The sequence below is a fragment of the Thermomonospora echinospora genome (assembly GCF_900108175.1).
Lineage (GTDB): Bacteria > Actinomycetota > Actinomycetes > Streptosporangiales > Streptosporangiaceae > Thermomonospora > Thermomonospora echinospora.
Genome location: NZ_FNVO01000009.1, coordinates 243,396 through 256,148, shown reverse-complemented (window position 1 = coordinate 256,148; position 12,753 = coordinate 243,396). Strand labels below are relative to the sequence as shown.

Annotated in this window: 12 protein-coding genes; 8 read left to right on the top strand and 4 right to left on the bottom strand. The window is 72.2% G+C overall.

Going from position 1 to position 12,753, the window contains the following annotated elements:
• Positions 1 to 90: 90 nt before the first annotated feature.
• The 3 genes from C4U03_RS21720 (at position 91) to C4U03_RS21710 (ending at position 2,845) form a co-directional block, all read left to right on the top strand.
• Entirely contained in the window at positions 91 to 522 is a 432-nt protein-coding gene (locus C4U03_RS21720; RefSeq protein WP_103939666.1) for an NfeD family protein, read from the top strand.
• Positions 523 to 525: 3 nt separating this feature from the next.
• Entirely contained in the window at positions 526 to 1,578 is a 1,053-nt protein-coding gene (locus C4U03_RS21715; RefSeq protein ID WP_407701442.1) for an SPFH domain-containing protein, read from the top strand.
• Between the two features lie 193 nt (positions 1,579 to 1,771).
• The gene (locus C4U03_RS21710; RefSeq protein ID WP_146087461.1) at positions 1,772 to 2,845 is read left to right on the top strand and encodes an alpha/beta hydrolase; all 1,074 of its coding nucleotides are present in this window, start codon (positions 1,772 to 1,774) and stop codon (positions 2,843 to 2,845) included.
• 208 nt (positions 2,846 to 3,053) lie between these two features.
• Here the strand turns inward: C4U03_RS21710 and C4U03_RS21705 are convergent, their stop codons facing one another.
• Positions 3,054 to 3,521, bottom strand: a complete 468-nt coding sequence (locus tag C4U03_RS21705; RefSeq protein WP_103939664.1) for a Fur family transcriptional regulator — start codon at positions 3,519 to 3,521, stop codon at positions 3,054 to 3,056.
• 77 nt (positions 3,522 to 3,598) lie between these two features.
• The gene (locus tag C4U03_RS21700) at positions 3,599 to 4,774 is read right to left on the bottom strand and encodes an aminotransferase class V-fold PLP-dependent enzyme (RefSeq protein WP_103939663.1); all 1,176 of its coding nucleotides are present in this window, start codon (positions 4,772 to 4,774) and stop codon (positions 3,599 to 3,601) included.
• A gap of 184 nt (positions 4,775 to 4,958) precedes the next feature.
• Between C4U03_RS21700 and C4U03_RS21695 the strand changes: the two genes are divergently transcribed.
• The 3 genes from C4U03_RS21695 to C4U03_RS21685 all read left to right on the top strand — a co-directional run bounded on the left by C4U03_RS21695 (position 4,959) and on the right by C4U03_RS21685 (position 8,075).
• Positions 4,959 to 6,041 carry a CapA family protein gene (locus tag C4U03_RS21695; protein ID WP_103939662.1) on the top strand — a complete coding sequence of 361 codons (1,083 nt, stop codon included), beginning with the start codon at positions 4,959 to 4,961 and terminating at the stop codon, positions 6,039 to 6,041.
• A gap of 113 nt (positions 6,042 to 6,154) precedes the next feature.
• Positions 6,155 to 7,240 carry a CapA family protein gene (locus tag C4U03_RS21690; RefSeq protein ID WP_103939661.1) on the top strand — a complete coding sequence of 362 codons (1,086 nt, stop codon included), beginning with the start codon at positions 6,155 to 6,157 and terminating at the stop codon, positions 7,238 to 7,240.
• A 58-nt stretch (positions 7,241 to 7,298) separates the two neighbouring features.
• Positions 7,299 to 8,075, top strand: a complete 777-nt coding sequence (locus C4U03_RS21685) for a MerR family transcriptional regulator (protein WP_103939660.1) — start codon at positions 7,299 to 7,301, stop codon at positions 8,073 to 8,075.
• A gap of 142 nt (positions 8,076 to 8,217) precedes the next feature.
• Here the strand turns inward: C4U03_RS21685 and C4U03_RS21680 are convergent, their stop codons facing one another.
• Both C4U03_RS21680 and C4U03_RS21675 read right to left on the bottom strand, forming a co-directional pair.
• Positions 8,218 to 8,856, bottom strand: coding sequence for an SAM-dependent methyltransferase (locus C4U03_RS21680; RefSeq protein ID WP_103939659.1), 639 nt, complete (start codon positions 8,854 to 8,856; stop codon positions 8,218 to 8,220).
• A 32-nt stretch (positions 8,857 to 8,888) separates the two neighbouring features.
• Positions 8,889 to 9,941, bottom strand: coding sequence for an NAD(P)/FAD-dependent oxidoreductase (locus tag C4U03_RS21675; RefSeq protein ID WP_103939658.1), 1,053 nt, complete (start codon positions 9,939 to 9,941; stop codon positions 8,889 to 8,891).
• 77 nt (positions 9,942 to 10,018) lie between these two features.
• Between C4U03_RS21675 and C4U03_RS21670 the strand changes: the two genes are divergently transcribed.
• Positions 10,019 to 10,591 carry a helix-turn-helix domain-containing protein gene (locus C4U03_RS21670; RefSeq protein WP_103939657.1) on the top strand — a complete coding sequence of 191 codons (573 nt, stop codon included), beginning with the start codon at positions 10,019 to 10,021 and terminating at the stop codon, positions 10,589 to 10,591.
• Between the two features lie 275 nt (positions 10,592 to 10,866).
• Positions 10,867 to 12,744: an APC family permease gene (locus tag C4U03_RS21665; protein ID WP_103939656.1), complete on the top strand. Its 1,878-nt coding sequence runs from the start codon at positions 10,867 to 10,869 to the stop codon at positions 12,742 to 12,744.
• Positions 12,745 to 12,753: the final 9 nt, after the last annotated feature.

Below are 12,753 nucleotides of genomic sequence, written 5' to 3'. Positions count from 1 at the left end.
GGTCAAGTAGGGAAAAAGACCATTACTCCCGGCACGGAGAGGAGCTACGGTGAAGGTAAGAAACCCGCTCGCCTGCCGCCGGGGGTGGTCATGGAGGCCTGGATCGTCTGGTTGATCGTGGCCGCCGCGCTGGGCACGGCGGAGTTGTTCACGCTGACCCTGGCCCTCGGGCTGCTGGCGGTCGCCGCGGTGGCCGCCGGGGTGACCGGCGCTCTCGGGCTGCCCCTGGCGGTCCAGGTGCTGGTGTTCGTGGCCACCTCGGTGGCCGGGCTGGGGGTGGTACGGCCGATCGCCGCCCGGCACGTCCGCCAGCCCCCGCCGCTGCGCTCGGGCGTCGCCGCGCTGATCGGCAAGCAGGCGCTGACGCTGACCGAGGTCAGCAAACGCGGCGGCCGGGTGCGCATCGGCGGCGAGGAGTGGAGCGCCCGGCCCTATGACCCCGACCTGGTCATCCCCGCCGACGTCGACGTGGACGTCCTGGGCATCGAAGGCGCCGTCGCGTTGGTCTACCCGAGGGAGTGAATCGTGGCCGCAGTGATCACCGGTCTCGTCATCGCATTGGTCGTGCTGATCGTGATGCTCCGCACCGTGCGGATCGTCCCCCAGGCGCGGGCCGGGAACGTGGAGCGGCTCGGCCGCTACCTGCGCACCCTGGAGGCGGGCCTGAACTTCGTCATCCCGTTCGTGGACCGGGTGCGCCCGCTGATCGACCTGCGCGAGCAGGTGGTCTCGTTCAAGCCGCAGCCGGTCATCACCGAGGACAACCTGGTGGTGCACATCGACACCGTGCAGTACTTCCAGGTCACCGACCCGCGGGCGGCCCAGTACGAGATCGCCGACTACATCCAGGCGATCGAGCAGTTGACCATCACCACGCTGCGGAACGTGATCGGCAGCATGGACCTGGAGGCCACCCTGACCTCCCGGGAGAAGATCAGCACCCAGTTGCGCGCGGTGCTGGACGAGGCGTCCGGCAAGTGGGGGGTGCGGGTCAACCGGGTGGAGATCAAGGCCATCGACCCGCCGCCCACCATCAAGGAGGCGATGGAGAAGCAGATGCGGGCCGAGCGGGACAAGCGGGCGGCCATCCTGACCGCCGAGGGCACCCGGCAGTCGGCCATCCTCACCGCCGAGGGTGAGAAGCAGAGCGCCATCCTGCGCGCCGAGGGCGCCAAAGCCGCCGCCGTCCTGGAGGCCGAGGGCCAGTCGCAGGCCATCGGCCGGGTCTTCAGCGCCATCCACCGCTACAACGCCGACCCCAAGCTGCTGGCCTACCAGTACCTGCAGATGCTGCCGGAGCTCGCCAAGGGCCAGGGCAACACGTTCTTTGTCATCCCCAGCGAGGTCACCAGCGCGCTGCAGGCGGTCAGCAAGGCGTTCGGCGGCTCCATCGAGGAGGCCACCCGGATCCCTGACGAGCCCACCGAGGCGCCTGAGCACGCCGAGCCCGTCCAGCACCTGGACGAGGAGGAGATGTCCAAGCCCAACGGCCCGGCGGAGCTGACCGCCCCCGCCCCCGAGGTCCCCGCCGCGTACGAGACGGCTCCGGAGCAGGCCCGGGACACCGCCAAGTCCTGAGCTCCGCCCGCCGCCGGATCCCGTCTTTTGTCACGTCCGTTACAAGATCGTTCGGGTGGAATCGTCCCGGAGGGTGATATCCCTCCGGGGCCCGGCCGGGTTAGGTTCTGCGCACTCGCGTGCGGTGGCGCCCGCATCCCCGTGGCCGTTCGGCGACGCGCGCCATCGGGAGCAGCGGAAGGACGTCCCGGCGATGACGATTTCCCATGGCGTGCGTTCCCATGGCGTGCGTTCCCATGGTGTGCGCCGGACACTCGGCGCGCTGGGCGCGGCGGTCCTCGGCCTCGGCCTGCTGCCGGGCCTGCCCGCCTCGGCGTGGGCCGCGGCGGCCTACCGGCCCGCCGACAACGGCGCGCGGATCGTCGGGCAGCGGCAGGTGGACGCCTCCAGGCTGGAGATCACGGTGCGCTCGCCGGCCGTGGGCCGCGACCTCAAGGCCACGGTGCTGGTGCCCAAGGGCTGGCGGCGCAACGCCAAGCGGACGTGGCCGACCGTCTACATGTACGGGGGCGGCGGCGGGGACGACCACACCACCTGGATCAAGCAGACCGGCCTGGCCGCGCTGGCCCGCAAGTGGGACACCCTCGTGGTCCTGCCCTACGCGGGATCGTTCGGCGGATACGTCAACCACTTCAACTACGGACGGCGCGGCAAGCCCCGCTGGGAGACCCACCACACCGTGGAGCTGACCCAGCTGGTGGAACGCAACCTGCGCGCCGGCTCCCGCCGGGCGGTGATGGGCATCTCCGCGGGGGCGCTGGGGGCGATGACCTACGCCGGGCACAAGCCCGGCCTGTTCAAGTACGTCGCGGCCTTCAGCGGCGTCCTGCACATAAGCCGCCCCGGGGTGCCGGCGATCCTCATGGCGATCAACGCCCGCTCCAACCAGGGCGACCCGTTCAACATCTGGGGTGTGCCGGGCGTGCACGAGGCGAACTGGAAGGCCCACGACCCGTACGAGCTCGCCCCCAGGCTGCGCGGCACCAAGCTCTACATCTCCTCGGGAACGACCGGTGAGCGCGGTCCCCTCGACCCCAAGAACCTCTCCGAGGAGGAGGCGACCCGCCTGCGGATCCTCGGCGGCCTCAGCGAGCAGCTCACCGGCGAGGCCTCCAAGTCCTTCACGACCCGGCTCCGCCAGCTCAAGATCCCGGTGACCACCCACTTCTACGGCAACGGCTGGCACGCCTGGCCCTACTGGAACCGCGAGATGCGCCGCGCCTGGCCGACCGCGATGAAGACCATCGGCGCAAAGCAGATCACCTGACACCGCCCCTGCGACAACGGCCGGGACCACCGCGGCCCGGTCGACCGTCGATGCCGTGAGGGGTACGGCGCTACTCGGTGGGCTGGGCGGCCTCTGTTTCCGCGGTGATCCAGCTGGGGTAGTCGTCCAGCCCGCCGATGATCGGGATGGCGGACACGGCGACGGCCGGGCCGTTCGTCGGCCCGGCCGTTCGGCGTCGCGTCGGCGGTCAGCCGGATCCGGCGGTCTCCCGTTGGCAGCCGGGGCACAGGCCCCAGTAGATGACCTCGGCTTCGTCGATCCGGTAGCCCGCGTCGGAGGCGGGCTCCAGGCAGGGCGCCTGCCCCACAGCGCAGTCGACGTCGGTGACCGCCCCGCAGCGGCGGCACACCAGGTGGTGGTGGTTGTCGCCGATGCGCCCCTCGTAGCGGGCGGGACTGCCGGCCGGCTCGATCCGCCGCACCAGGCCCGCGCCGGTGAGGGCGTGCAGGGCCTCGTAGACGGCCTGGGTCGAGACGGTCCCCACCCGCTGGCGGACCCGCTCGGCCACGGTCTCGGCGACCAGATGGTCACCGGACCGCACGGCCTCCAGGATCGCGACTCTGGCGGCCGTGACCCGCAGGCCCGCGCCCCGCAGGGCTTCGGCCGGGGTGGGCGGCTCGGGCGGGGTGGTCGGGTGGGCGGTCACGGGTGACACTCTGGACTCCTAAACCTGAATGGTTCAAGTTAATGAATGGTATTTCTCTGACTGGGGCGTGCGAGCCCATGCCGGGCTCAGCGGACGGCGGCGGCGACGGCGGATACGGCCAGGTCGAGCTCCTCTTCGGTGTTGTAGTAGTGGGGCGAGATCCGGACTCGCAGCGGCGGGCGGGCGCCCGCGTCGTACCGGTAGGTCTGCTCGGTCACCCGGACGTTGACGGGGCGCGGGGCGGCGGCCAGGCGCGCCACGATCTCGGGGGCGCCCACCGTCTCGTGGGTGAACGTCACGATGCCGCTCTTGCGCAGCCCCTGGTCGTGCACCGTGACCCCGGGCAGCTCGGCCAGCGCCGCGCGCAGCCGCTCGCCCAGCCCCGTCACCCGTTCCTGGATCGCCTCCAGGCCCAGGCCGAGGGCGTACGAGGCGGCGGCGGCCAGACCGAGCTGCCCCGCCGCGAACCGTTCCCAGGTCTCGAAACGGCGGGCGTCGGGGCGCAGCTCGTAGGAGTCGGGCCCCGTCCAGTCGGCGGCCCGCAGGTCCACGAAGGGCGGGACCAACTGCTGCGCCACCTCCCGGCGCGCGTACAGGAACCCGGTGCCTCGCGGCCCCCGCAGGAACTTGCGCCCGGTCGCCGACAGCAGGTCACAGCCGATCTCGGCCACGTCCACCACGAGCTGCCCCACCGACTGGCAGGCGTCCAGCAGGTACAGCGCGCCCGCCTCCCGGGCCAGCTTGCCCACCTCGGCCGCCGGGTTGACCAGCCCGTCATGGGTCGGGACGTGGTTGATCGCCACCAGCCGGACGTTCCCGGCGTCCAGCATCCGGGCCAGCGAGTCCAGGCAGATCTGCCCGTGCCCGTCGTCGGGCACCACCTCCACCACCGCGCCGTGCCGCTGCGCCGCCTGTAGGAAGCCCAGCGCGTTGCTGGCGTACTCGCTGCTGGTGGTCAGGATCCGCTCCCCGGCGCGAAAGGGGATGGCGTAGAAGGCCATGTCCCAGGCCCGGGTGGCGTTCTCCACGAAGGCGATCTCGTCCGGATGCGCGCCGACCAGCCGGGCCAGCACGTCGTAGGAGGCGGTGAACGCCTCGGCGGCGGCGTCGGCCGCCTCGTACCCGCCGATCCGGCTCTCCAGTTCCAGGTGACCGAGCACGGTGTCGTGGACGACGGCGGGCGGCAGCGCGGCGCCGGCGTTGTTGAGGTGGACGACGTTCTGGCAGCCCGGCGTCTGCGCCCGGATCCGGTCGAGGTCCAAGATCGGGTCCTTCCTGGGGGTTTGGTGCAGTATGGCCGCTACGTTGAGTGTGCCCAGCGAGCCGCCTAGATCACAAAGAGATCTCTCCGACATACCCGGACCGGCGGGGCGAACCCGGCGTTCCGGACCCGCGTCCAACCTGGCGACACGGATACAGGCGAAGCGGCGCGCACGGAGGCACACCATGGGACGTCGGCTGCGGGCCGCCATGACGGGAGCCGCCGCGACGGCGGCGATGACGCTGGTGACGGGGTGCGGGCCCCTGTCCCTGGCGATCGACGACAGTACCGGCCACAGCGCCGAGAACGCAGGCCCCGTCACCGTGGCCTTCGGCGGCGACGTGCACTTCGAGGGCCAGATCAGGGCCCGGCTCGACGCCGACCCCCGTACCGCCCTGGGACCCGTCGCCAAGCAGCTCAGCGCCGCCGACCTGGCGATGGTCAACCTGGAGACGGCCGTCACCACCGGCGGCACCCCCGCCCCCAAGCAGTTCGTCTTCCGCACGCCGCCGACCGCGTTCACCGCACTGGAAGCGGCCGGGGTGGACGTGGCCACCATGGCCAACAACCACGGGATGGACTACGGCGAGACCGGTCTGCGCGACTCGCTGGCCGCCGCCAAGCAGGCGAAATTCCCGGTCGTGGGCATCGGCAACAACGCCGCCGAGGCGTACCGGCCGTGGGGCACGGTGGTCGGGGCCACCAAGGTCGGCGTCATCGGCGCCACCCAGGTGCTCGACGACAACCTGATCGAGGCGTGGACCGCCACCGACGCCAAGCCGGGCCTGGCCTCGGCCAAGAACGCCCAGCGCCTGGTGCAGGAGGTACAGCGCGCCCGCAAGGACTACGACGTGCTGATCGTCAACCTGCACTGGGGGCAGGAGCTCAACAAGTGCGCCACCGACGCCCAGAAGCAACTCGCCGACCAGCTCATCACGGCCGGGGCCGACGCGGTGATCGGCAGCCACGCCCACGTGCTACAGGCGGGCGGCTACCTCAAGGGCAAGTACGTCCACTACGGGCTGGGCAACTTCGTCTTCTACAACTCCGGCCCCACCACCGGGCAGACGGGCGTGCTCACCCTCACCTTCACTCCTCCCGCCGGCCACAAGCGGGAGAGCGGCGCCAAGGTCACCAAGTCGCACTGGGCCCCGGCCTTCATCAACGGCGGCATCCCGCAGCCGCTCACCGGCGCCGAGGCCCAGCAGGCCCGCACCCAGTGGGAGGGCCTGCGGTCCTGCGCCAACGTCACCGCGAACCCCGCCTGACCTCCACCGAGCATCCGGAAGAACACACCCGGCGGAGGTAACCGCAGGTGGCCGCCGAAGCGTCCTGCCACTTGGCTAGGCTTGGGCGACTTCAGACCCGGAGGTGGGACACCGTGCGAAGGACGAGCGCCACAGCGGCGGCCCTGGTGGCGTTTGCGCTTGTGGCCACCGCGTGCGGCGGTGACGGGGGAGGCTCCGAGGCCCAGGGCGACACGAGCCCCTCCGCGTCCTCCGCACCGGCCAAGCGGCAGCGCCCGTCCGCCCCGCCCAAGGAGCCGATCATCCTGGCGTTCGGCGGCGACGTGCACTTCGAGGGCCAGCTCCGCGCCCGGCTGTCGAACCCCAGGACCGCGCTCGGCCCCATCGCCAAGACGCTGCGCGCCGCCGACTTCGCGATGGTGAACCTGGAGACGGCCATCACCACCGGCGGCACCCCCGCCCCCGGCAAGCAGTTCGTGTTCCGCGCCCCGTCGTCGGCGTTCACCGCGCTGAAGGCGGCCGGGGTGGACGCCACCTCGATGGCCAACAACCACGGCATGGACTTCATGGAGTCCGGCCTGCGCGACTCGCTGGTGGCCATCAGGAAGACCCGCTTCCCCACCGTCGGCATCGGCCGTAACGCCGACGAGGCCTACAAGGCGTACCGGACGACCGTCAAGGGCAACCGGCTGGCGGTGGTCGGCGCGACCCAGGTGCTGGACGACCACCTGATCCCGGCGTGGACCGCCACCGACTCCAAGGGCGGCCTGGCCTCGGCCAAGGAGGTCGACCGCATGGTGCAGGCGGTCCGCGACGCCCGCAAGGGCTCCGACATCGTGGTGGTCCACCTGCACTGGGGCGCGGAGATGCAGCCCTGCCCGCTGCCCCGCCAGCAGGAGCTGGCCGAGCAGCTCATCGAGGCGGGGGCGGACATCATCGTCGGCGGCCACGCCCACATCCCGCTGGGCGGCGGCTTCCTCAAGGGCAGGTACGTCCACTACGGGCTGGGCAACTTCGTCTTCTACTCGGCCAACGGCGCCACCGCCAACTCCGGTGTCCTGCTGCTGAAGGTCGAGGGCCGCAAGGTCACCAAGGCCGCGTGGAAGCCCGCCCGGATCTCCGGCGGCATCCCCCAGCTGATGACCGGCTCGGCCGCCACCGCCGAGTACCGGCGCTGGGTCGGCCTGCGCCGCTGCACCGGCCTGTCCGCCAGGCCGTGACGCCCGGCCGTGCCGCCCGGCTGGACTCTCCCACCGTGGGAGGGGCCAGGGTGACGGGGTGAGCGAAGACCTCCTCCCCATCGGGCGGTTCGCGCGGCTGTGCAGGCTGAGCGTCAAGCAACTGAGGCACTATGACGACCTCGGCCTGCTGACGCCCGCGTGGGTCGATCCCGGCTCCGGCTACCGCTACTACCGGCGGTCCCAGGCCCGTACCGCGATGTCCATCGGGTTGCTGCGGTCGCTGGACGTTCCGCTGGTGGCGATCGGCCGGGTGCTGTCGGGCGACGATCCGGCCGGGGCGCTGGGCGAGGTACGCGACCGGATGGAGGCGGATCTCGCCCGCCGCAGGCGCACGCTGGCGGCGCTCGACCGGGTGCTGGCCGACGGGCTGCCCCGCGTCGAGGTCACCGTGCTGCACGAGCCGGCCCGGCGCGTCCGGGTCGTACGGGACACGGCGACACCGTCCACCATCGCCGAGGTCACCGGCCGCTGTGTGGCGCGCCTGCTGGACGAACTCGGTGGCGCGCCTCCCACCGGGCTGCTGCTCGGCCTGTTCCCGCAGGACCTGGCCGAGGAGTTCACGGTGGGCGTCGCCGCCGAGGCCGGGGACGCGCAGGCCACCGACGTGCTGCCGGGCGGCGTGTTCGCGGTCGCCACCCATGTCGGCCCGTACGACCAGATCGATCTCACCGGTCACGGCCTGCTGGCCTGGTGCGGTGAGCGCGGCCACCTCCCGGTCGGCCCGATCAGGGAGGTCTATCTGACGAACCCCGCCGACACACCTCCCGAACGGCTGGTGACCCAGTTGATGATCCGGCTGGAGGACGCCCCATGACCCGGTACGAAGCCGAAGACGCCGAAGACAAGGCGGAGGCCGCCGAGACCGGCCCGGTGTGCGGGCTCGCGGCCGTCGGCCTGTCGGGCCCGCGGCCTGGAGCCGGCCGGTCCGCCCTCGGGCGGGGCGGACCGGCCGTGGGTCAGGCTTGGAGGCGGCGGAGCTTCAGGACGTTGTCGGGGCGGGTGGCGGGCCGTCCCTCGGGGTCGGTCATCGCGCTTTCGACGACTTCCTGACGTTCCACCCGCCAGTGCCCGGGGGGCAGGGCGAGGGAGTCGAGCACCTCCTGTGTCGTGGGCAGGTGCATGTCGTGGTGGCTGTCGGGCTTCCAGGACGGGGGGCCGGCGTGTCCGGCGATCAGGAGGACGCCGCCCGGCGCCACGGCCGAGGCGGCCTGCCGCAGGATCCGCTCGCGGGGCATGTCCAGCGGGGAGTGCAGGAAGCAGGCGGAGACCAGGTCGAAGGTCCCGGCCGGGAAGGTGTCCGCCAGGTCGTGCCGCTGCCAGTCGACGCGGTCGCCGACGCCCGCCGCCGTCGCGTGCTCGGCGGCCCGCTCCAGCGCGGTGGGCGAGATGTCGACGGCGGTGACCCGCCAGCCCCGCCCGGCGAGCCAGACGGCGTCGGCCCCCTCGCCGCATCCCAGGTCCAGGGCGGTGCCGGGGGTGAGGTCGGCGGTCTCACGGACGAGGATCTCGTTGGGCTTGCCGCTCCAGATCCGGTCGTCGCCGCGGTAACGCTCCTCCCAGAACCGTTCGGCCTCGGTGAGGGTTTCGTCGTTCATCGGTCGTCCTCCGTGTTCTCGATGGGAAGGGTTCACAGTCCGTGGCGGCGGTCGCCCAGGACGCGGTCGGCGACCTCCCGTTCCGCCGCGGCGGAGAAGGGGACGCGCCGGGCGGCGACGGCCAGGCGGGTGTCCTCGGAGATCAGGTCGCCGTTGATCGCCACGGCCGCGCGCATCCCCGCGGCGGCGGCCCCGATGACCGTCGCGGTGAGGTCGGCGACGTTGCCGGCCGCCCACACTCCGGGGACCTCGGTGGCCCCGGTGGGGTCGGTGGCGAAGTAGTGGCCCATGAAGTGGCCGTTCATGAGGTGTTCGGTGGTCCGCAGCCCCAGGGAGGCGAGCATCTCGCGGCGGACGGTCATGTTCGGGCTCACCACCAGCGCCTCGCACGGCACCGTCCGCCCGTCGGCCAGCCGCACGCCGGTCAGCCGGTCCCCGGTGATCTGCAGGCTCTCCACTCGGCCGGTCACCACCGTGACACCGCGGGCGGCCAGTTGCTCCCGCTCCTCCTCGGTGGGCTCGGGCGCGGTGTGCTGGAACAGCGTCACCCGCTCGCTCCACTGCCGCCACAGCAACGCCTGGTGGGCCATGAACGGGCTGGTCCCCAGCACTCCCACGGCCCCGTCGCGCACCTCCCAGCCGTGGCAGTACGGGCAGTGCAGCACGTCGCGTCCCCAGCGTTCGGCCAGGCCGGGCAACTGCGGCAGTTCGTCCTCCAGGCCGGTCGTCACCAGCAGTCGCCGTGCCCGGTGCCTGGTCCCGTCCCGCAGTACGACGTCGAACCCGCCCGCCTCCTGGTCCCGGCCGGGAAGCGCGTGGGCGGAGACGACCTCGCCGTTGACGATCCGGCCGCCGTAGGCGGTCACCTCGTCCCTGCCGACGGTCAGCAGTTCCGCCGGCGGCCTCCCTTCGTGTCCCAGGTAGCCGTGGACGTGCCCGGCGGGAGCGTTGCGCGGCTGGGCCGCGTCTATCACCAGGACGGAACGGCGGGCGCGGGCCAGCGTCAGCGCGCCGCTCAGACCGGCCGCACCGCCTCCGACGACCACCACGTCGTAGCCGTCCTGCTTCGAAGACTCTTGGTTCATTGAGCACCTCCGCGCCGAGGATCGGTGCTACCCGCCGGGATTGACAAGATTTGTTGCCAGGACGGCAAAATAACCGCATGGAAGACATGGACGATGTTCTGGAGGCCGTCGGGCCGCGGCTGCGGGCGCTGCGCCGTCAGCGCGGCGTCACCCTGGCCGAGCTGTCGCGGGTCACCGGCATCTCCTCCAGCACACTTTCCCGTCTGGAGTCCGGCAAGCGGCGGCCCACCCTGGAACTGCTGCTGCCGCTGGCACGCGCCCACCGGGTGCCGCTGGACGAGCTCGTCGGCGCCCCGATGACCGGCGACCCGCGCGTTCACCCGCGTCCCTTCACCCGGCACGGGAGGACCTTCGTGCCGCTCACCCGCAACCTGGGCGGGCTGCGCGCCTACAAGCTGATCATCCCCGGCGGGCGCCGCGACTTCGAACAGCGGACGCACGAGGGATACGAGTGGATGTACGTGCTGTCCGGCCGGCTGCGCCTGCTGCTCGGCGAGCACGACCTGGAGCTCAGTGCGGGCGAGGCCGCCGAGTTCGACACCCACATCCCGCACGCCTTCAGCAGCGCTGGTCCCGAGCCGGTGGAGATCCTGAGCCTGTTCGGCCTGCAGGGCGAACGCATGCACGTACGCGCCCGCCCTTCGTCCTGAGCCGTTCCCGGCGTGCGGTGGCCTGAGGCGCTCTTGGGGCGTGGCGCCCTGAGGCATTCCGGGGGCGTGGCTGCCTGAGGCGTTCCCGGGGTGCGGTGGTTTGAGGCGTTCCCGGGGTGCGGCGGCCGGGGCCGGGGATCTGGCGGTGGCGCGTGGTGAGCCGCCCTCCGTGGCGGGCATGCCCGTACCGGAGCGCCGTCGAGCCGAAGGAGCCCGTGATGCCGACCGGCCCACCTGCCGCGGGAGAGGTTCCGCCACCGGCAGGGTGATCGCGGATGAGCCGGCGCGGCAGCAGAGCATCCTCCCGCAGGCCGGGCCGTTCGGCCTCCGGGTCCACCACCGTGTACCAGGTCGGCAGGATCCCGCTGCGCCACGGCGAGGGCGGCCGGCGGCATCTCAACAGCGTGCAGGGGCTGGCCGCGCTCTCCCTGGACGCGCTCAGCTCGGTGGCCTACGGACCCGAGGCGGCCCTGCTGGTGCTGGCCGGGGCGGGCGCCGCCGCGATCGGCTCCACGTTGCCGATCACACTGGCCATCGTGGGCCTGCTGGCGGTGCTGGTGGTCTCCTACCGCCAGGTGATCGCCGCGCATCCGGACGGCGGCGGCTCCTACGCGGTGGCCAGGAGCCGGCTCGGCGGGCCGGTGAGCCTGCTGGCCGCCGCGGCGCTCATCGTCGACTACGTGCTCACCGTGGCGGTCAGCCTCGCGGCCGGCGCGGCCAGCCTGGCCTCGGCCTTTCCCGTCCTGACCCCGTACCTGCTGGAGACCTGCCTGGCGGGGCTGGCCCTGCTGGCGGCCGTGAACCTGTTCGGCATCGCGGAGAGCGCGCGGGTGCTGATGCTGCCCACCGTGCTGTTCGTGGGGAGCATCCTCGGCGTCGTGGCGCTGGGGCTGGCGCACTCCCACCCGGCCGCGGTGGTGGGGACGCCGACGCACGCCCCGGTGGTCGAGACGCTGGGGGTCCTGCTGGTCCTGAAGGCGTTCTCCGCCGGCTGCTCGGCGCTGACCGGTGTGGAGGCCGTCGCCAACGGCGTGCCCGTGTTCCGCGAGCCGCGGGTCCGGCGAGCCCAGCGGACCGAGCTGATGCTCGGCGTGCTGCTCGGGCTGATGCTGGTCGGGCTGGCGGTGCTCATCCACCGCTACCACGTACAACCCCGGGGGAACGTCACCGTCCTGGCCCAGCTGATCGCCACCGCCTACGGCACGGGCTGGCCCTACTACGCCACCAACATCGTGGTCACGCTGACCCTGGCGCTGGCCGCCAACACCAGCTTCGGTGGCATGCCGGTGCTGATGAGCCGGCTGGCCGAGGACGACCGGCTGCCCCATCTGTTCGAGCTACGCACCGAACGGCCCGTCCACCGGTACGGCGTCGTGGCCGTCGCGGTGTCGGCCGCCGTGCTGTTGGTGGCGGTGGACGCGCAGACCCACCGGCTGATCCCGCTGTTCGCCGTCGGGGTGTTCACCGGCTTCACCATCAGCCAGGTCGGCCTGGTCAGGCACTGGGTGACCCTGCGCCCGCGCCGCTGGCTCGGCAGGGTGCTGCTGAACGGGGCCGGCGCGGTGCTCACCTTCGTCGCCACGGCGGTGCTGCTCATCACCAAGTTCTGGGCTGGCGCCTGGGTGGTGGTCGTCGTCGTTCCCCTGCTCATGCTGCTGTTCGCCCGTATCCAGCGCTACTACGCCAGGGCGGGCGAGGAGCTCGGGCTCGGGCGGACACCGCCCAGGCCCGTTCCGTCGAGCGTGGCCACCGGCTCCGCGAGGCTGATCGTCATCCCCATCGCCGATATCAGCATCATGGTGGAACGGGCCCTCAGCACGGCCTTGGCCCTCGGCGGCGAGGTCGTCGCGGTCGCGGTGCGCTTCAATGCCGAGGAGGCGGAGGAGCTGAGCAGACGGTGGCTGCGCTGGGACCCCGGAGTCCGGCTGGAGATCATCGAGAACCCGCACCGTACGGTGGTGGGCCCCGTCGTGCACTACGTCCGTGAGGCGGCCGGCGAGGGCAGGTGGGTGATCGTGCTGATCCCCAGCGTCGAGCCGTGGCACCTGCGCTACGAGATACTGCACAACCAGCGTGAAGTGTTCCTGGCCGCCTGCCTGCAGCGGAACACCGATGTTCTGGTGTGCCTGCTGCCCTTCCGGCTCAGCGTCTGACGCCCTCCC